Origin of the sequence: Gallaecimonas mangrovi, from assembly GCF_003367375.1 — a bacterium.
Lineage (GTDB): Bacteria > Pseudomonadota > Gammaproteobacteria > Enterobacterales > Gallaecimonadaceae > Gallaecimonas > Gallaecimonas mangrovi.
Map to the genome: position 1 here is coordinate 2839217 of NZ_CP031416.1, position 21037 is coordinate 2860253.

Consider the following 21037-nt stretch of genomic DNA (forward strand, 5'->3'; position numbering starts at 1 on the left):
CCTATAAAAATAAGGATGCAGCATGAAGTCATTAACCGAACACCTCAGCCAATACGCCGGTTATCACCGTGACAGGCGTAACATTCGCACCCATTTAATCGGTATCCCCTTGATTGTGATAGCCATTGCCACCTTGCTGGCACGGCCTCACTGGGGCGCGATAAGCCCAGCGCTAATCGTCGCTGTCGGCTGTTGCCTTTTTTATGTCAGGCTCAACTGGCGGTTAGGTTTGGTAATGACCGCCTTGCTGCTGTTGGCCTGCGCTTTGGGCTGGCAACTGGCGTTGTTAAGCACGCCGCTGTGGCTCGGTTGGGGAGTTGGGCTTTTTGTGGTGGGTTGGCTGTTTCAGTTTGTTGGCCACTATTTTGAAGGCAAAAAGCCGGCCTTTATTGATGATGTGACCGGCCTCATTATCGGCCCCTTATTTGTGGTGGCAGAACTGGGCTTTTACTTGGGTTGTTTAAAAAAACTCAAGAACGATATCGAGAGTGAAGCAGGCCCCCTACATTAACAATGGACATTATGCTCAACTGCAAAGCCCTATCGTCAGCGTGAAGACTGCAAAAAATGCTTCATTACTCTCATTTGCAGAAAATAGCCAATTTGTAAATTGAATACTTTTTGTTCAGGGCGCATCCTAAAACAGAGTTATGCCAGATGCTGGCCCCGTCATTAGGAAATAACGCGACTCAACAGCAAGGAGAAGCTTCTTATGCAATATGTCCGTAAACTCATTTTTAATCCCATAGTTGCAAGAAAAGAAAAAAAACAACTCGGGATGGCCCCCACGCATTGGCGAAACGCTGTTACTAGCCAGCAACAAGCAAGACAAGCAGAACTGGCTCAGCTCACCAATCATGGCGGCGGTATGGGAGCCAATGAAGGCCGCCTAGCCGAATATTTATACGACCGGCGCATGCTTAACAGAACCATTGAAGGGCCTGAGTTAGCAAGGCTACGCGGGGCAAACGAGACCGTTGAAACCACAAGGGCTCGATTAAATATGGGCAGAGGTAACGTAAGAACGGATATTTTCAGACCCGGTGCTTTTCATGAATCATCACGTCGAACCGAGATCGCACGAGATTTAACAGACGCGATGGTTAATTACGAAACAGGTATTACAAAAGCACCAATGAGCAACTCCCGCTATGGGCAGCTCAGTGCCTCAGCTGCGGAACGGACTCGTGCTGGCAATTGTGGCGAACATGCCCATCTCGCGACCCATCTGCACGCAGCAAGGCTTGGCAGTCAAGAGCAGGTCCACATGGCTTCATCGACTTCAGTTGATCACGCCTGGTCAGAATTACGTGGCCCCAATGCCCACACAAGCGACGTTATTATGGATGCTTGGTCAAGCGGTTCGGCCATATTGCGAGAAGACGCCTCTTTTGCCCATAACCCCGCCCAGGTGCAAACGCATTATGCATACAATCAAGCAAGCGGTCTGCTAGCCCATCAAGACCAGCAACAGCTAACCCAACATTTAGCGACTGCAACTGATGCACGCAACTTTGTTAATAACCGCCATAATCAGTTGACTGCCAGTAATTTTCATTACAGCAATGGCACATACAGCCCCACCCCAGCGCTAAGTGAAAGCTTTACCCGCCGCGCCAATAACGCACACAACAGCCTCGTCAATCAGCCGTCGTCACCACAACAGCCAGCCGGGCATAGTTTTCACCTCGCAGGCATTGTGGCAACTGGGGTTGCCCGCAGCTTAGGGGACAATGTGAGTCAGGCAACCCGCCGTGCCAATACGGTAGTCGCCAGAGGAATTAACAGTCATTGGGAATAAGCATGCTAAGCCAAGTGTCGATGATGACGCTAAGTGGGGCTAAGTATGGTCATGCACTTTGGTTGACCATAAAGAGCCACCCTGCCTATCAACAGTGCGTTATAAAAGTACAACGTTGGCATTTGCCGAAGGTTAGCCATAGCAGCTAAAGCTCTGCTGCACCTCGCCATAAAAAGCGCTACGGCGCTTTTTTGTTGGCTAAAGGCCACGTACACTGCCGCAAAGTCTTAGCGACGTCCCTGCCATGACCATCAATAGTGCCTTGTCATTTTTACTGGCTATCTATGTGTTTTGCTTAACCCCAGGCCCGGGGGTTTTTGCTATCTTGGGCCGCGCCCTTAGCCGCGGCGCTGGAGCTTGCTTTTGGTTAGGGTTAGGCATGGCGAGCGCCGATATCCTGTACCTGCTGGCTGCCTGTTTTGGGCTGGCAGCCATTGCCACCCACTTTACGGTGCTGTTTATGGCCATTCGCTTTATCGGCGCCGCTTACCTGTTGTTGTTGGCCTATAAAATGTGGACGGCAGCGCCAGTGCCTATGAGCCAAAGTGCAGCGCAAGCATCAGGCCAGGGCTTTAAAAGCTTCCTGCAAGGGATGGCCATTTCCCTGTCAAACCCCAAAGTCATTCTGTTTTATATGGCTTTTTTACCCACCTTTATCGACTTAACCCCCCTGCATGGCAGTGGCGTGATAACGGTGGTGGCATTAACCTTAACCGGCTTACTGCTGGGCATTTTTACCGTGGCCGGTTTTGCCGCCAAGGCGCGGCTGCTTTTTCGCTCGGATAAAGCCATGCGCGGCCTAAACCGCATCGCCGCTTGCCTGATGGCCGCCGCCGCCCTCTTTTTGGCCAGCCGCAGTTAAAAAAGGCGCCCTTAGGCGCCTTTTTTAATGGATGATACTTGTCGCTAAATAACCGCTATACCCGAGATAAATCAGCAGCAAAATAGCACCTTCAACCCGGTTTATGCGGCCCTGGCGCTTAAAGCCATAGCCCATTACCAGTAGCAGCACAGTCAGCACCATCATCACCAGCCAGTCACGGTGCAACACTTCAGGGTCAACCTTCATTGGCTTAATGGCAGCGGCTATACCCACCACCGTTAAGGTATTAAAGAGGTTAGAACCAATAACGTTGCCAAGGGCAAGGTCGTGCTCGTTCTTGCGCACCGCCACAATGGAAGAGGCAAGCTCGGGCAGCGAGGTGCCGATAGCAACGATGGTCAGGCCAATCACCAAATCGCTCACCCCAAGGTGATGGGCAATATTCACCGCTCCCCACACCAGCACTCTTGAACTCAGTACCAACAGCACTAAACCAAACACCAGCCAAAAAATGGCCCATTTTAAGCTCATGGGCTGACTGTCTAAGTCTTGGTTAATGTCATTGCCGACAATATCGCCGCGCTGGCGCAGCCCTTGCACTATGGTCCAGCCCATTAAGAAAGCAAAAACCACCAGTAATATCACCGCATCCAGGCGCGTCAGCTCGCCATCAAGCAACAAGGCGCCACTGAGCAAGGTAACCGCCACCAATACCGGCAGTTCCTTTTTCAGTACCTGCGACTGCACGGCAATAGGGCTAAGCATGGCCACCAAACCAAGAATGAGGGCGATGTTGGTGATGTTTGAACCATAGGCATTGCCCAGCGCCAAGTCGGGGTTACCATCAAGCGCGGCCAGCGCTGATACCACCATTTCCGGTGCCGAGGTACCAAAGCCCACGACCACCATACCAATCAGCAGTGGTGGCATACCGGCGTAGCGGGCTGTAGAAGCGGCCCCATCAACAAACCGATCGGCGCTCCAAACCAGCACCACTAAACCGCCCAAAATGGCCAGTATTGCTAACAGCATTAATCCTTATCCTTTGTCAGACTGTGGCCAGGTGCCATGGTCAGAACCCGTTGCGGGAACGGTATGGTGAGGCCTGCTGCCTCAATTTGTTCTTTCACCCGGCGATTAAGCTCCCAATAGAGCGGCCAGTAGTGTTCCATGGTGGCCCAGGCTCGAAGCTGCAAGTTGACGCTGCTATCGCCCATGCTTTGCACCATTACCTGAAAGCCCGGCTCTTTTAGCACCCGCTCGTCTTGTTGTGCCAAGGCAGTAAGCACCGCCAAGCCCGTTTCCAGTGAGTCGCCATAATCGATACCCACCAGGATATCCATGCGCCTTTTACCGTTACGGGTGTAGTTTTTGATGGGCGAGCCCCAAAGGCTGCTATTCGGCGCCGAAACATAAAGGCCGTCAGCGGTTTCCAAAATGGTGTTAAAGAGCCCCACTTCCCTTACCGAGCCGGCAAAACTGCCACACTCAATGTAATCACCAGCCTTAAAGGGCCTTAAAATCAGCAGCATAATACCGGCGGCAATATGGCTAAGGGTGTCTTTAAGGGCCAGGCCAATGGCTAAACCGGCGGCGCCCAGCAGGGCGATAAGGCTTGAGGTATTAAAGCCAAGGATATCGAGCACGATAACCAAGGCCAGTACATAAATGCTCCAGGCCGCCAGGCTACTTAGTAGCGGCACCAAGGTGACATCCAAACGGTTATTGAGCCGTTGATGGGCGCGGCTAACAGAGCGCCTGGCCAGTTTCGCTAAAATGACGCTGGCAATCATAACGGCAATCACCAACACGCCTTTGTAGATAAGGTCGAGAAATAGCTCGGCGTGGCTTTGCCAGAAGGCATGGAATTTTTCAGTCAAGGTGTCGTTCTCTTGATAACAACGAAACCCTGATCATAAAGGTACAACGCTTAAAAATCAGTACGGTATTAGAGAGTTAAGTATCGGGAAAACTTGAAAACAAAAAAGCGGGCCGAGGCCCGCTTTTGCTTAGCGAGTGCGATAGCCGCCCACCAGCTTTTCCAAACCACTGGCGTGATTTTGCAGCTCTCGGGCGTGGCTGAGGGTTTTCTCGGAAAGTTCCCGGTTTTGATTGGAACCCTGCGCCAGGGCAGACAAGGTACGGTTAACATCTTCGGCAACGATTTGCTGCTCGTGAGCCGAAGCCGCAATGTCGGTATTAAAGCGATTAATGTTAGACACCGCGTCCAAAATGGCTTTTAGGGTTTCAGACAACTCGGCAACGGCACCCGCATTATCTTGAGCGCTGGCGCTACTGAGTTCGATAACCGAACTTGCCTGCACGGCGTTATTTTGCAAGGTCGCAATCATGGTGTGAATTTCTTCGGTGGAAGAATGGGTGCGGCTGGCAAGGGAGCGCACTTCATCGGCCACCACCGCAAAGCCGCGGCCCTGCTCGCCAGCACGCGCCGCCTCAATGGCCGCATTCAGCGCCAGTAGGTTAGTTTGCTCGGCAATGTGCTGAATCACTTCCAAGACTTTGCCAATAGCTTCACTTGCTTGGCTAAGCTCAACAATTACATCCTTGGCGTTACCCAACTCGTTGGCCTGTTTCACAATGGCATCTTGAGTTGTTGCCAGCATGCCACTACCCGACTGGCCGCGCTGGTCGGTTTCTTTGGTCAGGTTGGCAACATCATCAATACGGCTTGCCATATCAGCGATGGTTTGGCTCATTTCTTCAATCGCCGTGGCTACCACATCGGTGTTTTTCACCTGCTCAGCCTGGGCGCTATTGGTATCACTGGCAATACCCGACAACGATTGCGCCGAGCCTGCCAAGGTGCTGGCCATGCGTTTAACTTCCCGCACCGTTTCATGCACTTGGTCGAGTAAACGGTCAAAGCCGCGGGACATAACCGCCAGCTCATCTTGGCCAGTGGCATTAAGGCGCAGTGTTAGGTCGCCGTCACCATCGGTAATGGCTTTAAGGCGCTGGTTAACCTGCGCCAAGGGCGCGGTTACCAAACGGCGCAATAAGAACAGCACCAATGCCACTAAAATGAGCCCGGCCACAATCAACATCACGAGTAGTGTCAGGCTCTTATGCCAGATAATGCTGCTAACTTCCTGCCTGTCGATACCCGCCACAATGTCATAACCCCAGGGGCTAAATTTTTGGCGAGCCAACAGCCAGCGCCCGTCATCGCCTTTAAGGGCTTTATCCACTTCGCTGTCGGATTCGCTATTGGAGTGAAAACGTACCCGCCCAAGGTTGTCGATAAGTGCCACAAAGCCTTTATCCATAACATGGCTTTGCTCAATGTATTGCTTAAGCACCGCCATATCGGCTTTGTAGCCCACATACCAAATCCCTATCACCTGATGATTGGCATCAAACATCGGTTCATAGCCGGTAAGATAAGGGGAGCCAAGAATATCGACCTGGCCATAGAAGGCTTGGCCTTGTTGAATGGCCGCCATGGCCGCGCCTTTAGGGGCCAAAATGGTACCGGTAGCGCGTTTACCGTTGTGCTGAACATTGGTAGAAACCCGCACAAAATCATTACCGGCTTTGACAAACAGGGTCGCGGTGCCGCCCATTTTTTTAGTCAGGGCGTCAACCAAGTCATATTGATTGGCTTGCGGACTGCTGCCCAACATCAGCTGCGGCACCTGGCGGCCATTTACATCAACATCAGTGCCCAAAGACGGGGTGCCTATGGCGCCGCCCATGTCTTTAAGTACCGCCATTGAGCTTTTGACCTGGGCCAGCATTAACTGGTTAGTGATCCCCAATATGCGCTGAGTTTGGTCAGTGGCCTTGGCTGCTTCGGCCTTAGCGTAAGTCAAGGTTTCGTCTTCTGTTGTCACCACCGAAATGACGCCCAGGGCAATAACAAAAACAACCAACAACGCTAATACTGCAATCGTAAACTTTCGGGCTATTGTCATAACCTCTGCTCCAACTAATTAAGTTGCATGCCAACGTCCTAGTACAAGCAAGCATACAAAGCCCCGAAGCCCAGCGTGTTGACATTACTGAGTCGGGCACTACCCGGCCGTTGCTAAGCCAGGTTTTCGCCTCGGCATCTTACGCAAGCGAAGGCAATTTAGTTTTATTTTGTTACAAATGTGCTCACTTTTTCGACGCAGGGCCACCTATGTTCAGGATCAGTATCGGAAAAAACGATAATATGTCGGCAGTGCTATCCGTTGTTGGAGACACCATGCGTGTTTTGTTAACCCTACTATTGCTCAGTGCCTTTCCCGCCTTTGCCACCGTTTACCCGATGCCCGCTCCCGGTAATTCGTTATTAGGTGTGCCCAAACTCTATATCGTCAAAAAAGGCGATTCCTTTGAGAAAATTGCACGGCGCTTCGATTTAGGGCCTCTGAATATTATTGCCAGTAACCCAGGAATAGACCCGCTGCTGCCGCCGCCGGGCAGCAAAATTAAATTGCCTAGCGCCATGTTATTACCCAATGTGCCGCATAAAGGCATCGTGGTGAACTTGGCAGAACTGCGGCTTTATTACTTCGATAATGCCGCTAAGAAAGTTTATGTATTCCCGGTTGGTATTGGCCGTATTGGCTTGGATACCCCGCTTGGTGCGACCCGCGTGGTGCAAAAGATTAAAAACCCGACTTGGACGCCAACCCAGGGCACTCGCGAACGCTACGCCGCTCAAGGGAAAACCCTGCCCCCGGTTGTTGCCGCAGGCCCCAATAACCCGTTAGGGCTTTTTGCCATGCGTTTGGGCTTTGGCCACGGTGAGTACCTTATTCATGGCACCAATGAAGATGTCGGTATCGGTATGCGGGTGAGTGCCGGTTGCATTCGTATGGAGCCGCAAAACGTTGAGCAACTGTTTGCCATGGTGAAGCTGCACACGCCGGTGCGGGTTATCAACGAGCCGGTAAAAACCGCCCAAGAGGCTAACGGCGCCATCTACATTGAAGTGCACTCCCCCCTTACCCGCAACGGTAAAGACGACAATGCGCTGAAGTTATCGTCAGAGCAGCTTGCACTGCTAAGTAAAAGCTATACCTACGATAAAAAAGTAAGAAAGGCGTTAAGAATGCAGGCGGGTATTCCGGAAATGGTGGGATATCACAATCTAAAGACCGCTAAACAAGAAAAGGCGCCATAAGGCGCCTTTTCTTTTTATTTTTTATAAATATGTGTAGACATATTGTCGATGCGTTGGTTAGCACGCTTAGCTTCCATGTTGGCCTGCTCTGCTGCTGCCTTGGCGTCTTGTACTTCCTGCTTCAGCGATGCTTGGTCAGATGCAATTTGGTCAACTTTAGAGCTCAGTTGATCCATCTTGTTCGACAGCATATCTGCTTGCTCGCTGCTAGCATTGCTAGAGCAGCCGAAAAGTGCAGAAGATGCCACGACCAGCGCAGCCAAAGTCAATGTACGTTTCATATCCACTCCTTCCTTTTTCATTAGTAGTGACAAACTCTTACGCCGGATTCTAGATGGGCTTGCTTCAGTGTGGCATAAAAATCGGATTCTGCTTCAGGTTACATAAATGAATGAAAATTATCAGGAAGAAGGTCCATAATCTCTGTCCCTTGATGGGCAAAAATCACGCAGCTCTTGCGAGAAGTCCGGCAACTCTTCCTCGAAGCGCTTTTCCTTGATGGGCGGTACGGTTTCACGGCTGTTAGCCGCCTTTTGACTCGGTTCATTGCGCCGTTTTTTCATACCAAGACTCCCCCTTCCGAATGGTCTTAAAGCTTTAGTCCATGCCAGCAAACTGCGCCACAGTCCCCATACTAGTATTCATTAAGTAATTCTTTATTAATAAAATTCCGCCAACAGTGATCTGGAACAACATCATTGGCAAAAGCTTCGGGGCAAGCTGTTACTTGCGCTAGTTTTAACGCACTGGACCTGACGTTTTATCGCCATGGAGGCGGCCAATGACAGACACCAATAACGCCGCTACTGCGCCTTGGCATAGCCAATCTTCAGAGCAAACCATCGCCCAGCTGGAAAGCAGCACCGATAGCGGCCTAAGCCCTGGCGCCGTTCAGCTTCGCCAGCAACAATACGGTTGCAACCGTTTAACCAGCAAAGCCTCTCGCAGCCTAACGGCACTCATTTGGGAACAACTTAACCAGCCGTTGGTGTTGATTTTGCTGGCAGCCGCCATCATCACCCTGTTCTTGCAAGAGTATGTCGACAGCGGCGTTATCTTTGGGGTGGTGGTAATGAACGCGGTGGTGGGCTTTGTCCAAGAATACCGCGCCCTACAAGCCATTGAGTCGCTGGCGCTGGCCATGAATACCGATGCCACCGTATTAAGAGACAGCCTGTGGCGCACCGTGGATGCCCAATCATTGGTACCTGGCGACATTGTAAGGTTGCAATCGGGTGACAAAGTCCCGGCCGACCTTAGGCTACTTTGCAGCAGAGACTTGGCCATTGACGAGTCAGCCCTTACCGGCGAGTCGCTAGCGGTGACTAAAAAGGTCGCCACCTTGCCAGCCAATACCCCGCTCGCTGACCGCCATAACCTCGCCTACTCTTCCACCTTGGTGACCTTCGGCACCGGCATCGGCATCGTTGTTAATACCGGTGACAACACCGAGGTTGGCCGCATCAACACCCTCATTGCCTCAGCCGACCTGCTTGAAACGCCCCTAACCCAAAAAATAAGCGCCTTTAGCCGATTGCTGTTATGGGCCATTCTTGGCCTCGCCTTAGCTTCCATCCTGGTGGGCCTTGCCAGAGGCCAAAGCTTGCTCGACACCTTTATGGCAGCGGTTGCTTTAGCCGTTGGCGCCATTCCTGAAGGCTTGCCAGCAGCCTTAACCATTACCCTGGCCATTGGGGTGGCCCGCATGGCAAAACGCCGGGCCATAGTGCGCAAACTGCCGGCCGTTGAAACCTTAGGCGGCACCACGGTGATTTGTTCCGATAAAACCGGCACCCTAACCTGTAACCAGATGACGGTACGCAGCCTGTACCTGGCCGATGGCAATTGCTGGCAGGTAACCCATGACGGCTATGCGCCAACCGGGGAAATTTTAAACACCAATGATTCCACCGGCGAAATCAGTCAAGAGGTACTGACCTTACTGCGCTGCGGCCAGCTGTGTAATGACAGCCGCCTAGTGCATGCCGATAACACCTGGCTTGCCGAAGGCGACCCAACCGAGGTGGCGCTGATCACCGCTGCCGGTAAAGCCGGGCTGAAACAGGAAATAGAACAAAGTCATTGGCCACGCACCGACACCCTGCCTTTTGAATCGCAATATCAATACATGGCAACCTTACACAAGAGGCCTGAGCAGCCGCCGGTTTTACTGGTTAAAGGTTCGGCGGAAGCGGTGTTGGCCAGGTGCATTAACCTTAGCCAAGGCGCCGAGATTGAAAAGCAAGTGAACACCTTGGCCACACGGGGCGAACGGGTACTGGCTTTTGCCTGGCGCCAGCTTCCCGAAAACCAGCGCAGCATCAACCACCAAGATGTTGCAAGCCTCGATTTTATCGGCTTGCAAAGCATGATAGACCCGCCCCGCCAAGAAGCTATTGCGGCGGTTGCCCGCTGCCAGCAAGCCGGGATCAGCGTCAAAATGATCACCGGCGACCACGCTATTACCGCCCAAGCCATTGCCCTTCAGTTAGGGCTTACCAACGCCGAGCAGCAAGCCATTACTGGCGCCGAACTTGCCTTACTGGATGAAAAGGCACTGCAGCAGCGGGTTAGTCAGCAGGTGGTATTTGCCCGCGTTGCCCCTGAGCAAAAACTGCGGCTGGTAAAAGCCTTGCAGCAATTAGGGCATGTGGTGGCCATGACCGGTGACGGCGTTAACGACGCCCCCGCCCTAAAACAAGCCAACATTGGTATTGCTATGGGCCAAGGCGGCACCGAAGTGGCCAAAGAGTCCGCGGACATGATCCTCACCGACGATAACTTTGCCAGCATTGAAGCGGCGGTCGAGGAAGGCCGCGGTATTTACGACAACCTCATCAAATTTATTACCTGGACCTTACCCACCAATATTGGTGAGGGTCTGGTTATTCTGTTTGCCATTTTGCTCGGCACCGAACTGCCGATATTGCCGGTGCAAATTCTTTGGATAAACATGACCACCGCCGTGCTCTTGGGGCTAATGCTGGCTTTTGAAGGCAAAGAACCCGGCCTGATGCAAAGGCCGCCCAACCCGCCACAAATGCCCATTTTGACCCGCGCTTTAACGCTGAGGGTACTGCTGGTAGGTGGCTTATTGGTGCTGTCTGCCTTTGTGTTATTCCAGTGGAGTCTGGCCCGCTCTGGCGACATTAGCCATGCCCACACGGTAGCGGTCAATGTGTTTGTCTTTGGTGAGTTTTTTTATCTTTTTAACTGCCGCAATCTGCATGGCTCGGTGTGGTCGGTAGGGTTTTTCTCTAATAAACCGTTACTGGTTGGCGCCGCGCTCATGCTGCTGGCGCAGCTGCTTTATACCTATCTGCCGCTCATGCAGCTTCTGTTCGCCAGCACGGCCATCACCGCCCTCGACTGGTTGGCGATTGTTGGCTGCGGCTTTTTCATTAGCGCCGTGGTGGCCTTGGATAAAAAGCGTTACCAAAGGCCCTAGTGCAACCTATTTTCGCTATAGCACCCTGTCACATCGGGCTTAGCCCCAACTGAGTGAAGCCTTGCCGTCCTTCAAGTGAAAAACCGATAGCCATTATCGACTCATATTGTTATCGCAATAAATATAATTGCGATAATTTAAATCCCGAGAACAAATTCACACTCACTTAAGGATATGATCATGAAAGCTGCAACCAAAGTACTCGCCACCTCAGCCTTGGCTCTCACCATCAACAGTGCCTTTGCTAACCCCACAGCCACAAGCCCAGAAAACAACCCGCACCTTGAGCGCCATGTGGCCTCATTCTTAAAAGTGCTCAATGCCGGTGGTGGTAAACCCATGCAAGAGCTCAGCCCCACCGCCGCCCGCGCCGTGCTAAGCAATGCCCAACAAGGGGTACAACTTCCCCCCGCCGATGTCACCACCAAAGTGATTCATACCAACGGTAAAGACATTAAACTGGTGATTGTGCGCCCCAAAGGCAGCACCGGTGACTTGCCGGTCTTTATGTTCTTCCACGGTGGTGGCTGGATCTTAGGTGACTACCCAACCCACGAACGTTTAATTCGCGACTTGGTTAACCGCTCCGGCGACGCCGCTGTCTATGTTGACTTCAGCCGCTCTCCTGAAGCGCATTACCCTGTTGCCATTAACCAAGCCTACGACGCCACTAAATGGGTTGCTGAGCATGGTAAAGAAATTGGTGTAGACGGTTCACACCTGGCGGTGGCCGGCAACAGCGTTGGCGGAAACATGGCCGCGGTGGTTAGCCTGATGGCCAAAGACAAAGGCACCCCCAATATCCGCTTCCAACTGCTGATGTGGCCGGTAACTGATGCCAACTTCAACACCGGCTCTTATAAAGAATTTGCCGAGGGCTACTTCTTAACCCGCCCGATGATGAAATGGTTCTGGGATGCTTACACCCAAGATCCGCAGCAACGGGCGCAAATTTACGCTTCACCGCTACGCGCCAGCCTTAAAGAATTAAAAGGCCTGCCGCCAGCACTGATCCAAACCGCTGAAAACGATGTGTTGCGTGACGAGGGTGAAGCCTATGGCCGTAAACTCAATGCCGCTGGTGTTACCGTTACCTCAGTGCGCTATAACGGCCTTATTCATGACTTTGGTCTGTTAAATGCACTGGCTAAGGTGCCAGAAGTAGAGGCGGCGCTTGACCAAGCCGGCACCGCCCTTAAAGAGCACTTGCAATAAAACGAGCAAGCAAAAGCCCCGCAGTGCGGGGCTTTTTTTGTTAACGGCGAGCGATGATCCACACCGCATGAATGATCCCGGGTAAATAGCCACAGCAGGTCAAAATAATGTTTATCCAAAATTGCAGGCCAATACCCACCTGCAAAAACACCCCAAGCGGTGGCAGAATAATCGAGAAGATCAAACGAATGATATCCATCAGCGCTCCTTGTCAAAATGTAACATCAGTGTGACAAAGACTCTGGTAGCCACTCTAGACAAATCCGTATCTTGTTCAGCCTTAACTACCGCAACCAGCCGCAAACGCTTACCATGGCCCTATCTATAAGTGCCTTGAGCCCCACATGAACAAAGCCACCATCGCCATTTATTACTGCCGCCAATGCAACTGGATGCTGCGCTCTAGTTGGATGGCGCAAGAACTGCTGCACACCTTTAGCGAAGAAATAGCAAGCTTAACCTTGCACCCCGATACCGGTGGCCGCTTTGAAATTCATTGCAACGGCGAGCTGATTTGGGAACGCAAGCGTGACGGCGGCTTCCCTGATGTGAAAACCTTAAAGAAAAAGGTACGCGACCTTATCGACCCTGAGCGTAACTTGGGTCACATTGACCAGTAAAAAAGGCCGCCACAAGGCGGCCTTTTTTATTATCGCCAAGCCGGGAACGGGTCAGGCAATTGCTGCCAGGCATCTTTGCCTGCCAGTAAAGTGTCATCGTCTAGCAAACATTCATCCAGCGCCATACGAATGGCGCTTTCATCGAGATTCTGGCCAATAAACACCAGCTCTTGGCGCATATCGCCAAACGGCTCTTGCCAGTTCTCATGGATAAAGGCCAGCGAGTCTTCATCGGTAGGCCAGTTATCTTTTGGTACCGCCTTCCAGAACATGCCAGCAAAACCGTATTGGGCCACACCGCCCGCTTGGCTCCATTGGCCAGCAAATTGCGGCCGGGTAGCCAGCCAGAAGTAACCTTTAGAACGAATAAGGCGGCCAGCAAAGTCGCTGTTGTGCAGGAAATTAAAAAAGCGCTCTGGATAGAAAGGCCGGCGCGCCCGATAGACAAAGCTGCTAATGCCATATTCCTCGGTTTCGGGAATGTGCTCACCGCGCAGCTCTTTTAACCAACCTGGCGCTTGGGCAGCCTGTTCAAAACTAAAGAGCCCGGTGCCCAACACCTCTTTAATGTCGACATTGCCTTTACTGATCGGCACTATTTTCGCTTGGGTATTAAGGCCTTTTAGTACCCCTTTAAGCGCTTCAAGCTGGCTGCTAGTAACCAAGTCGGTTTTGCTGATAAGAATGACATCGCAAAATTCCACCTGATCGGTAAGTAGGTCGGCCACATTACGTTCGTCTTCTTCACCTAGGCTTTCACCCGCTTCTTTCAGGCTGCGGCCTTTTTGGAATTCGTCTAAAAAGTTAACCGCATCCACCACCGTTACCATGGTGTCGAGCTGCGCCACGTCAGACAGACTAACGCCGTCTTCATCAGCAAAGGTAAAGGTTTCAGCCACCGGCAGTGGCTCGGAAATACCGGTGGACTCAATAACCAGGTAATCAAAGCGGCCTTCTTTGGCCAAGCGCGTTACTTCAATCAGTAAATCTTCGCGAAGCGTGCAACAGATACAGCCGTTGCTCATCTCCACCAGCTTTTCTTCGCTGCGGTTAAGGGTAACCTCCTGGTTAACCAGGGCCGCGTCAATGTTCACTTCGCTCATGTCATTGACAATAACCGCCACCTTTAAGCCGTGGCGGTTATTCAAAATATGGTTAAGCACCGTGGTTTTACCGGCACCTAAAAAGCCGGACAGCACTGTGACCGGCAAACGTTTATGGGCAGTAGTCATGATCATCTCTACAGCTAGAGGAAATTGCGCACGTTATAACATAACAATCATAATAAAAACCATGCCCACCGCAATAAATGCGCCACCATTCATGGCACTAGAACAACCTTGATATCCAATACCCAGGTAGAAAAAGCCTAAATTTTAAAGCGTTAGCTATAGAAAAAGCCGCCTGATGGCGGCTCTTTTAAATCTCTTTGGGCATTAGCGATTTTTAAATTCCGAGTGGCAGGCTTTGCAGTTTTTTGCCGTTGCCATAAAGGCCGGTTTTATCACCGCCATGTCACCCGTTTTTGCGGCTTCTTCCAGCTTGGCGGCATCACCCTGAAAATGCGCAAGCTTGGCTTTAAACTCGTCAGTTTTTTGCCAAACCGTCTCTTTGGCTTTGGTATCCCCTTTGTCAGAGCCAGGATATAAAAAGCCTTCCAGCGGCATCTTTGATAGTGCAGCCAAACTTTCAGCGCGGTACTGAAAGGCTTTTGCATCAAAAGGTTCATCCCCCTTCACCATGGCACCCATTTCATGAAAATGAGCCGCCACCAGGGTAAAAACAGACTGCCGGTAATGAATGGCATCGTCTTTGTCGTCAAAGGCTTGTGCCAAGGGTGCAACCACCAGCAGCGCCGTGAAAATCCACTTGTACATTTTTATCTCCCTGCGTAAATAACTGATTAACTTCTCGCCTAACCGTACTTTAGTTGAGCAAACAAACCACGAACAGTGCATTGCTCGCTTGGAGTAGTCGCTCTGGCGATGTTACACTTCGCGTTCACTACTTGGGGCCGATCAGGATTCGACGGGGATCGCGAAACCCAAGGTGCATGCCGAGGTGCGGTTGGCCTCGTAAAAAAACCGCAAACTAATAGTCGCAAACGACGAAAACTACGCACTCGCTGCCTAATAAGCAGTAGAGAGCCCTTCCCCCTTAGCCCGCCTGTCGGCTTTGGATCAGGAAGGTCACCCAAGACAGGATCGCGTGGCGGCTTTGCCTGGAGCCAAGACGTTAAAACCAATCAGGCTCGCTACCTGAAAGCCTGTCGTTCGGCGTTCTACGTAGTTAACTAAAAGAACTGACTAAGCATGTAGTACCGAGGATGTAGGGTTCACGGACGGGGGTTCAAATCCCCCCGGCTCCACCAAACAAAGAAAAAGGCCACCGCAAGGTGGCCTTTTTCTTTGTTTGAAGGTGCTGGTGGTGTGAATGGACCCCATTGGGTTCACCAATCGGCAGGACCGCCGATTGGCACAGCACGTAGTGCTGCCCGAAGGGCAAGCACCAGGGATGGTGCGAGTGAAATCCCCCCGGCTTGGCCTCCGCGAGAAGGCCCTTATCGGCTGTCGCTTGGCAGGGGAATTTACGCCCCCGTAGGGGGTCACCAGTTTGTCCGGAACAAACTGGAACAGCCGCAGGCTTGCCCCGAGCGTAGCGAGCGGGTGAGGCGCAAGAACGCGCCGAATCAGAACACATTCATCAAATCAGCATCGAACCTCAGTCCCTTAAAACCGTATTCCTCACACATAACCTTAAACTCCTCGCCACAATACAGCACGCTGGCGTATCAGCTTGGCCAAAGGCAAGACAGCCAGCTCGCCCCTTACTCACCTCAAACATACTGATTGTTTTTTGTTGTCGATTATTGACACTCAACCTACCTACTAGTAGATTCATTTTCATTGCAGAATTATAAGGTCTGCCGAGATAGCTTGGTAAGCCTGCAGGTTTTGAGGCGGTTATGAACACAGCGCTTTCACCTAAAGCGGCAGAGATTGCCGCCCTCGCCCGCTCCTTACTGGAGCAACGGGGCTATAACGGCTTTAGTTATGCCGATATTTCAGCACAGGTAAAAATAAGCAAGGCCAGCATTCATCACCACTTCCCCAGCAAGGTGCAGTTGGTGCAAAAAGTGGTGGCCCAGTACCGCCAAGAAGCGCGGGCCGGTATGGCCACCCTTGACGCGCTGGAACCGTTGGCGGCGCTGCAAGCCTATGTGGGTTACTGGGCCAATTGCATTGCAGACCAAAGCCCCTCTTTTTGCCTTTGTGCCATGCTGGCCAGCGAGCTGCCTGCCATTCCCGACCAAATAGCGGGTGAAATTAATGGCCACTTTGCAGACCTTTCAGCCTGGCTAGCGGCGCTACTGGATAAGGGGCAACAGGCCGGGCAGCTACGCCTTAGCGCTAGCGCGGCGATTGAAGCACAGGCGTTTATGGCAGCGGTACATGGCGCCATGCTGGCTGCCCGTGCCACCGGTAAGCCGGAGCAATTTAACGATATAACCGCGCTACTGCTCACAAAGTTAGTGGCGGCGTAAAACCGAAAAAAGCTGGGCGTTGTTGACGCCCTTTTTTTGAACCATGCAACCTACCAACTAGTAGGTTTAATTATTCACCCGGCACCTTGTAAGGGGCTGAACGTCACTTTTTATCTAAAGAGGTATTCCATGGTCCATTCCCTATCGCCAATAGGCATCGCCCATACCCTGGTTAGCCTGGTGCCCTTGGTGGCCGGCATTTACAGCTTTATTCGTTACCGAAAAATCGACACCAGCAACAGTGCCGGTAAAACCTATTTATTCAGCCTGGTGTTGGCGGTGGTAACATCCTTCGGGGTATCCAGCACCGGCGGAATTAATGCCGGGCATATCTTTGGCTTAATTATTCTGGCCATCGTTTTTGGCGGCATCTTTGCCACCAAGCTGGCCTTTTTAGGGCGGCTAAGGCCCTACATCTATACCTTTGCCCTGTCCTTTAGCTTCTTTTTATCGCTGGTGCCGGGCACCAATGAAACCCTTACCCGGCTGCCGGTAGCGCACCCTTTGGCCAGTGCGCCGATGTCGCCCTTGGTGCTGCACGTTATTCTGGGTTGGCTGGCACTCTTTGTTGTCGGCTTTGCCGCGCAGTGCTGGGCACTTTACGCCAACAACCGCGCAACGGCTTAACGGTATCCTTCGGCACTGGCCAGCCTTGGCCAGTGTCTTAACCACCAATAAAGCGATAACCAATGCCCGGCAACGTTTCAATAAGCTTGGGATTAAGCGGATCGTCAGCCAACTTTTTGCGAAGGTTGGCCACCACAATTCGCAGATAATGACTGTCTTCTTTATGGGTTGGGCCCCAGATCTCGGTTAGTAACTGGCTTTGGATCAACACTTGGCCCGCGTGACGCAGCAGCATGGCCAGCAGTGCAAATTCCTTCTTTGACAGATTCACTTGCTGGTCTGCCAGCCACAGCTGGTGGCTTTGGGTATCCAGCCGCAGCGCACATTTATCAATGCGTAGCACGCCGGCTTGGGTGGAACCGGGTTGCTGGCGAAGCAGCACCCTAATTCTTGCCATAAACTCCTGAATACCAAAGGGTTTGGTCATGTAGTCATTGGCACCGGCATCAAGTAGGCGCACTTTTTCCTGCTCCGATTCTCTTACCGACAACACCAAAACCGGCCAGCTATGTTGCTGGCGAATAGCGCTGAGTACCTGGCTACCATCACCATCGGGTAAGCCCAGGTCTAACACCACCAAGTCAGGCTGCAAACGTTGGCAAGCGGCCAAGGCGCTATTAACAGTGTCAGCTTCCACCACCTCATAGCCTTCTGCCTTAAGGCTTAGACGCAAAAATCGGCGGATCGCCATTTCGTCATCGACTACCAGAATTTGGGTCATTGTGGCTCCGGCGCGTTCAGGGCAAGGGGTAAGGCAATGCGAATACAGGTACCGATTTGGTTGGACCCTGGGAAGGCCCAGATCTTGCCTCCGTGGGCCTCAATCATGGCCCTGGAAATAGCCAGCCCCAAGCCGGTGCCACGGCTACCGCTGTCACCTACCGGCTGAGTGTAGAAAAGGTCAAAGATGCGAGTGCGGTCTTCATCTTTGATACCAGCCCCTTTGTCGAGTACATCGATCAACAGATCAGGTTCGGCCAGCACGGCCCTGACTTCGATGGGACTGTGCACCGGCGAATAGCGCGCAGCGTTATCCAACACGTTCACCAACACTTGTTCCATCAAGGCTTCATGCACATAAAGTTGCGGCGTTGGCAGCCCCAAGTTAAGTATCAACGGATGCTGACTCAGCGCAGCGGCCAGCCGCTTGGAAGCTCGGGTCAGCAGTTGCTCAAGCGCCACCCATTGACGTTTAAGCTGAAAATCCGGCTGGCCAAGGCGTGTCATATCCAACAGGCTTTGAATGTACCCGTGCAGGCGCTGGGATTCTTGCAAAATCGAAAACTGCAATTCACGGCGCTCGCCTTCATCCAGCTTGTCGTAATAGTCCAGCAAGGTGGTGCTAGCCCCCATGATGCTGGCCAGAGGTGTTTTTAAGTCGTGCGACACCGAAGACAGCAATGCCGCCCGCATCCTATCGGTTTCCGCCTGAAATTCACTTTGCTGAAGGCGAAGATCCAATTCCACCCGCGCCAGTGCCGCCCGCAGATCGGCCAGCATGGCTTGCAGTTGCCGATCAGCGTTACTGGTTAATGGCTCGCTAAGGCCAATAGCCAAGGCGAGGCTGTCACTTAACGGATGAAACTGCACTTGGGCGGCATTCAGCGTCTGGGTAAAGCGCCCAGCCAATTGCTGATGTGACAAACACCAATGCAGTGCCGCCCTATCGGTGGCCGTAAAAATTTGCGAAGGCCCTGCGTGGCAAACTTCAAGCTTATCTACCGCCACTGCAGAGCTCGCCAGGGCGTCGGCTATGGCTTGGGCCCCCAGCTGCAGCACTTCTTCACTGCTATGTGCCGAGGCCAACGATTGGCTTAACCCCAGTAGGGCAGCACCGATACGATGTGACTCGCGAAGCCCCACCAACTGTTGACGCTGCTTGGCGGCAAGCCGTCCCGCCGCCAACCCAACCACTAGCAGCACCAGCAGCGTTAATAGGTCGCTATCGTTTGCCACCAACAGGGTGTAATAAGGCGCGGTAAAAAAGAAATTGAATGATAAAAAGCCCAGCAGTGCCGCCAGCATGGCGGGGACCACGCCGGTGGAAAGCGCAGTGGCTAGCACCCCAAGTACATAGAAAAGTGGCATGGCACTAGCCGGTAACCAAGGCTTTAAGGCTAAAGCCAGTATGGTAACGGCCACCATGCAAAGGGCACTAAGCCCTATCTGCCAGATGGCGGGGCGGGGCTTAGCCAACTCGTTGGAGGGCTGGTCGCTGGCCTTAACGTCTACCAAGGTCAATTCTAATGACAATGCCTGGCTCATCAAATAACGCACCAGGGAACGGCGCCACCAGGGTTTGCTTGGTTTACCCACCAGCAGCTGCGACACGTGCTGGCTCTGGGCGGTATCAAGAATCGCGGCGCCAACATTGGGGCTGGATAAGGTAAGCACCTTGGCACCAAGCTGCGAAGCCAGTGCCAACGCCTTTGCCAAGCTGGCGTCGGCCTTGCCACTTTTATCCACGTGCAGCACCAGCCAAGGCAGCTGGCGGCGCAGGGCAATACGGTGGCCATGGCGGATCAAACTAAGCCCTTGGCTGCCACGGCCAATGCAAACCATCAACTTGCCTCTTAGCGGTACCACTTCCTTACCTTGTGCCAGCCACTGCAATTGCATATGCCCTTCTACGTGACTGGCAGCGGCCTGCATGGCCAATTCCCGCAGGGCAGTGAGATTGGCGAGGGAAAAAAAGGCCTGCAAGGCAACCCTGGCCTGAGCCGGCACATAGACTTTGCCTTCATTAAGGCGAGCCAACAGCTCCAAAGGGGGTAAATCAATCAGCACCAGACTATCGGCATTAAGCAGCATTTGGTCAGGCAGGGTTTCTTTGACCCTGACCCCAGTCAGCTGCCATACCAAATCGTTCAGGCTTTCCAAATGCTGCACATTAAGGGTGCTGTAAACATCAATACCGGCGGCCAGTAGCTCTTCTACGTCCTGATAACGCTTTTGGTGGCGACAGCCCGGTGCATTGGAATGTGCCAACTCGTCCACCACTGCCAGCTGCGGGCGGCGGGCTAAGATGGCATCAAGGTCCATTTCTTCGAGACGCTGGCCACGGTGCAGTTGAGACTTTCGCGGCATAATGTCGAGGTTATCGAGCAGTTGCCCCGTTTCCTGGCGGCCATGGGTTTCCACTACCCCTATCAGCACGTCAAGCCCTTGCTGTTGCAAGGGCTTGACGGCCTGGAGCATGGCATAAGTTTTACCAACCCCGGGCGCGGCACCTAAAAAGATTTTCAACTTGCCGCGTGGTGACTCTTGTTGCAGTTCTGCCAGCAGCGCATCAGCGCGGACATCATCGCGCATGGCGATCCTTATCAAGGGCCCTATTCAAGGCAAAGACGTTAACGACTTTGGGGCCAAGAATACCACCGTGTGCGAACGTCATAACGACTGTTTTTAGTTGCCGAGGGTTCATTCCTCTGGCCTTGGCAACCACCGGTATCTGCTCGATAACGGCGGCTAGGGGTAAGTCAGGGTCCACTCCTGAACCACTGCGGCTAAGCAGCGCCGGATGCCGGTACGGCAGGTTCGCTGCAAAGTCGCGGCGCGCCTGACTATCAAGTGGCAAATTAGTCGCAGCGGAGCTGGCACCGTTGTTATGGTTGGCCGATGGCCTGCCGTGAAAATAACCTACGTTGTCAAAGGCTTGGCCAATCAGGCTTGAGCCAAGCAGTTCACCCTGACTGTTGTATATCAAGCTGCCCGCAGCCTGAAATGGGAACAACAGTTTGGCAAGGCCAGTGACCAGCATTGGATAACCCAAACCAAGCAACACGGATAACAGCAGTAGTGAACGAATAGCAATCATCATAAAGA

General features: G+C 52.6%; 20 protein-coding genes and 1 other RNA gene. 10 read left to right on the forward strand and 11 right to left on the reverse strand.

The features are described from left to right. Nucleotides 1-22 precede the first annotated feature (22 nt). The 3 genes from DW350_RS13665 to DW350_RS13675 all read left to right on the forward strand — a co-directional run bounded on the left by DW350_RS13665 (nucleotide 23) and on the right by DW350_RS13675 (nucleotide 2663). Nucleotides 23-511 (forward strand): Mpo1 family 2-hydroxy fatty acid dioxygenase, encoded by a 489-nt coding sequence (locus DW350_RS13665; protein ID WP_115719466.1) that lies wholly within the window; start codon nucleotides 23-25, stop codon nucleotides 509-511. A gap of 201 nt (nucleotides 512-712) precedes the next feature. Next, a complete protein-coding gene (locus tag DW350_RS19460; protein WP_152032983.1) occupies nucleotides 713-1801 on the forward strand; it encodes a hypothetical protein in 1089 nt (362 codons plus the stop codon). A 244-nt stretch (nucleotides 1802-2045) separates the two neighbouring features. Next, entirely contained in the window at nucleotides 2046-2663 is a 618-nt protein-coding gene (locus DW350_RS13675) for a LysE family translocator (protein ID WP_115719468.1), read from the forward strand. A gap of 24 nt (nucleotides 2664-2687) precedes the next feature. Here the strand turns inward: DW350_RS13675 and DW350_RS13680 are convergent, their stop codons facing one another. The 3 genes from DW350_RS13680 to DW350_RS13690 all read right to left on the reverse strand — a co-directional run bounded on the left by DW350_RS13680 (nucleotide 2688) and on the right by DW350_RS13690 (nucleotide 6559). Beyond that, the gene (locus DW350_RS13680; RefSeq protein WP_115719469.1) at nucleotides 2688-3656 is read right to left on the reverse strand and encodes a calcium/sodium antiporter; all 969 of its coding nucleotides are present in this window, start codon (nucleotides 3654-3656) and stop codon (nucleotides 2688-2690) included. Then, nucleotides 3656-4504, reverse strand: coding sequence for a mechanosensitive ion channel family protein (locus DW350_RS13685; protein ID WP_226911324.1), 849 nt, complete (start codon nucleotides 4502-4504; stop codon nucleotides 3656-3658). Before DW350_RS13685 ends, DW350_RS13680 begins: the two co-directional genes overlap by 1 nt. Nucleotides 4505-4633: 129 nt before the next feature. Further along, nucleotides 4634-6559: a methyl-accepting chemotaxis protein gene (locus DW350_RS13690; RefSeq protein ID WP_115719470.1), complete on the reverse strand. Its 1926-nt coding sequence runs from the start codon at nucleotides 6557-6559 to the stop codon at nucleotides 4634-4636. Between the two features lie 275 nt (nucleotides 6560-6834). Between DW350_RS13690 and DW350_RS13695 the strand changes: the two genes are divergently transcribed. Next, nucleotides 6835-7758, forward strand: a complete 924-nt coding sequence (locus DW350_RS13695) for a L,D-transpeptidase family protein (RefSeq protein WP_115719471.1) — start codon at nucleotides 6835-6837, stop codon at nucleotides 7756-7758. 14 nt (nucleotides 7759-7772) lie between these two features. Here the strand turns inward: DW350_RS13695 and DW350_RS13700 are convergent, their stop codons facing one another. Together DW350_RS13700 and DW350_RS19535 are read right to left on the reverse strand one after the other, a co-directional pair. Further along, a complete protein-coding gene (locus DW350_RS13700; protein WP_115719472.1) occupies nucleotides 7773-8039 on the reverse strand; it encodes an Lpp/OprI family alanine-zipper lipoprotein in 267 nt (88 codons plus the stop codon). A 120-nt stretch (nucleotides 8040-8159) separates the two neighbouring features. Further along, a complete protein-coding gene (locus DW350_RS19535) occupies nucleotides 8160-8321 on the reverse strand; it encodes a hypothetical protein (RefSeq protein ID WP_192954684.1) in 162 nt (53 codons plus the stop codon). A 218-nt stretch (nucleotides 8322-8539) separates the two neighbouring features. Here DW350_RS19535 and DW350_RS13705 point away from each other — a divergent pair, with 218 nt between their 5' ends. After that, entirely contained in the window at nucleotides 8540-11206 is a 2667-nt protein-coding gene (locus tag DW350_RS13705) for a cation-translocating P-type ATPase (RefSeq protein WP_115719473.1), read from the forward strand. A 180-nt stretch (nucleotides 11207-11386) separates the two neighbouring features. After that, nucleotides 11387-12421 (forward strand): alpha/beta hydrolase, encoded by a 1035-nt coding sequence (locus DW350_RS13710; RefSeq protein ID WP_115719474.1) that lies wholly within the window; start codon nucleotides 11387-11389, stop codon nucleotides 12419-12421. A gap of 40 nt (nucleotides 12422-12461) precedes the next feature. Here the strand turns inward: DW350_RS13710 and DW350_RS13715 are convergent, their stop codons facing one another. Continuing rightward, nucleotides 12462-12620 carry a YqaE/Pmp3 family membrane protein gene (locus DW350_RS13715; RefSeq protein ID WP_115719475.1) on the reverse strand — a complete coding sequence of 53 codons (159 nt, stop codon included), beginning with the start codon at nucleotides 12618-12620 and terminating at the stop codon, nucleotides 12462-12464. A 145-nt stretch (nucleotides 12621-12765) separates the two neighbouring features. On the opposite strand from DW350_RS13715, the gene DW350_RS13720 reads away from it, so the two are divergent. Next, nucleotides 12766-13041: an Rdx family protein gene (locus DW350_RS13720; RefSeq protein ID WP_115719476.1), complete on the forward strand. Its 276-nt coding sequence runs from the start codon at nucleotides 12766-12768 to the stop codon at nucleotides 13039-13041. Nucleotides 13042-13070: 29 nt separating this feature from the next. Here the strand turns inward: DW350_RS13720 and zigA are convergent, their stop codons facing one another. Both zigA and DW350_RS13730 read right to left on the reverse strand, forming a co-directional pair. Continuing rightward, nucleotides 13071-14273 (reverse strand): zinc metallochaperone GTPase ZigA, encoded by a 1203-nt coding sequence (gene zigA / locus DW350_RS13725; RefSeq protein ID WP_115719477.1) that lies wholly within the window; start codon nucleotides 14271-14273, stop codon nucleotides 13071-13073. 204 nt (nucleotides 14274-14477) lie between these two features. After that, nucleotides 14478-14918: a c-type cytochrome gene (locus DW350_RS13730; protein ID WP_115719478.1), complete on the reverse strand. Its 441-nt coding sequence runs from the start codon at nucleotides 14916-14918 to the stop codon at nucleotides 14478-14480. 133 nt (nucleotides 14919-15051) lie between these two features. Here DW350_RS13730 and ssrA point away from each other — a divergent pair. The 3 genes from ssrA to DW350_RS13745 all read left to right on the forward strand — a co-directional run bounded on the left by ssrA (nucleotide 15052) and on the right by DW350_RS13745 (nucleotide 17212). Continuing rightward, nucleotides 15052-15412: a transfer-messenger RNA gene (gene ssrA / locus DW350_RS13735) on the forward strand. A gap of 594 nt (nucleotides 15413-16006) precedes the next feature. Further along, the gene (locus DW350_RS13740) at nucleotides 16007-16585 is read left to right on the forward strand and encodes a TetR/AcrR family transcriptional regulator (protein WP_115719479.1); all 579 of its coding nucleotides are present in this window, start codon (nucleotides 16007-16009) and stop codon (nucleotides 16583-16585) included. Between the two features lie 129 nt (nucleotides 16586-16714). Continuing rightward, nucleotides 16715-17212 (forward strand): hypothetical protein, encoded by a 498-nt coding sequence (locus tag DW350_RS13745; protein ID WP_115719480.1) that lies wholly within the window; start codon nucleotides 16715-16717, stop codon nucleotides 17210-17212. A 37-nt stretch (nucleotides 17213-17249) separates the two neighbouring features. On the opposite strand, the gene DW350_RS13750 is transcribed toward DW350_RS13745, so the two are convergent. The 3 genes from DW350_RS13750 to DW350_RS13760 are packed head-to-tail and all read right to left on the reverse strand — an operon-like array spanning nucleotide 17250 to nucleotide 21032. Then, nucleotides 17250-17933 (reverse strand): response regulator, encoded by a 684-nt coding sequence (locus DW350_RS13750; RefSeq protein ID WP_115719481.1) that lies wholly within the window; start codon nucleotides 17931-17933, stop codon nucleotides 17250-17252. Next, nucleotides 17930-20524 (reverse strand): DUF4118 domain-containing protein, encoded by a 2595-nt coding sequence (locus DW350_RS13755; RefSeq protein ID WP_115719482.1) that lies wholly within the window; start codon nucleotides 20522-20524, stop codon nucleotides 17930-17932. The genes DW350_RS13750 and DW350_RS13755 overlap by 4 nt, the downstream gene beginning before the upstream one ends. Continuing rightward, complete coding sequence (locus DW350_RS13760; RefSeq protein ID WP_226911325.1) at nucleotides 20514-21032, reverse strand: potassium-transporting ATPase subunit C; 519 nt, start codon at nucleotides 21030-21032, stop codon at nucleotides 20514-20516. The genes DW350_RS13755 and DW350_RS13760 overlap by 11 nt, the downstream gene beginning before the upstream one ends. Between the last annotated feature and the right edge of the window lie 5 nt (nucleotides 21033-21037).

Coding starts and splice junctions, on each gene's coding strand:
- DW350_RS19460 (WP_152032983.1), top strand. CDS start 713: ATGCAATATGTCCGTAAACTCATTTTTAATCCCATAGTTGCAAGAAAA.
- DW350_RS13700 (WP_115719472.1), bottom strand. CDS start 8,039: ATGAAACGTACATTGACTTTGGCTGCGCTGGTCGTGGCATCTTCTGCA.
- DW350_RS13730 (WP_115719478.1), bottom strand. CDS start 14,918: ATGTACAAGTGGATTTTCACGGCGCTGCTGGTGGTTGCACCCTTGGCA.
- DW350_RS13760 (WP_226911325.1), bottom strand. CDS start 21,032: ATGATGATTGCTATTCGTTCACTACTGCTGTTATCCGTGTTGCTTGGT.
- DW350_RS13740 (WP_115719479.1), top strand. CDS start 16,007: ATGAACACAGCGCTTTCACCTAAAGCGGCAGAGATTGCCGCCCTCGCC.
- DW350_RS13720 (WP_115719476.1), top strand. CDS start 12,766: ATGAACAAAGCCACCATCGCCATTTATTACTGCCGCCAATGCAACTGG.
- DW350_RS13705 (WP_115719473.1), top strand. CDS start 8,540: ATGACAGACACCAATAACGCCGCTACTGCGCCTTGGCATAGCCAATCT.
- DW350_RS13750 (WP_115719481.1), bottom strand. CDS start 17,933: ATGACCCAAATTCTGGTAGTCGATGACGAAATGGCGATCCGCCGATTT.
- DW350_RS19535 (WP_192954684.1), bottom strand. CDS start 8,321: ATGAAAAAACGGCGCAATGAACCGAGTCAAAAGGCGGCTAACAGCCGT.
- DW350_RS13710 (WP_115719474.1), top strand. CDS start 11,387: ATGAAAGCTGCAACCAAAGTACTCGCCACCTCAGCCTTGGCTCTCACC.
- zigA (WP_115719477.1), bottom strand. CDS start 14,273: ATGACTACTGCCCATAAACGTTTGCCGGTCACAGTGCTGTCCGGCTTT.
- DW350_RS13695 (WP_115719471.1), top strand. CDS start 6,835: ATGCGTGTTTTGTTAACCCTACTATTGCTCAGTGCCTTTCCCGCCTTT.
- DW350_RS13755 (WP_115719482.1), bottom strand. CDS start 20,524: ATGCGCGATGATGTCCGCGCTGATGCGCTGCTGGCAGAACTGCAACAA.
- DW350_RS13690 (WP_115719470.1), bottom strand. CDS start 6,559: ATGACAATAGCCCGAAAGTTTACGATTGCAGTATTAGCGTTGTTGGTT.
- DW350_RS13745 (WP_115719480.1), top strand. CDS start 16,715: ATGGTCCATTCCCTATCGCCAATAGGCATCGCCCATACCCTGGTTAGC.
- DW350_RS13680 (WP_115719469.1), bottom strand. CDS start 3,656: ATGCTGTTAGCAATACTGGCCATTTTGGGCGGTTTAGTGGTGCTGGTT.
- DW350_RS13665 (WP_115719466.1), top strand. CDS start 23: ATGAAGTCATTAACCGAACACCTCAGCCAATACGCCGGTTATCACCGT.
- DW350_RS13715 (WP_115719475.1), bottom strand. CDS start 12,620: ATGGATATCATTCGTTTGATCTTCTCGATTATTCTGCCACCGCTTGGG.
- DW350_RS13675 (WP_115719468.1), top strand. CDS start 2,046: ATGACCATCAATAGTGCCTTGTCATTTTTACTGGCTATCTATGTGTTT.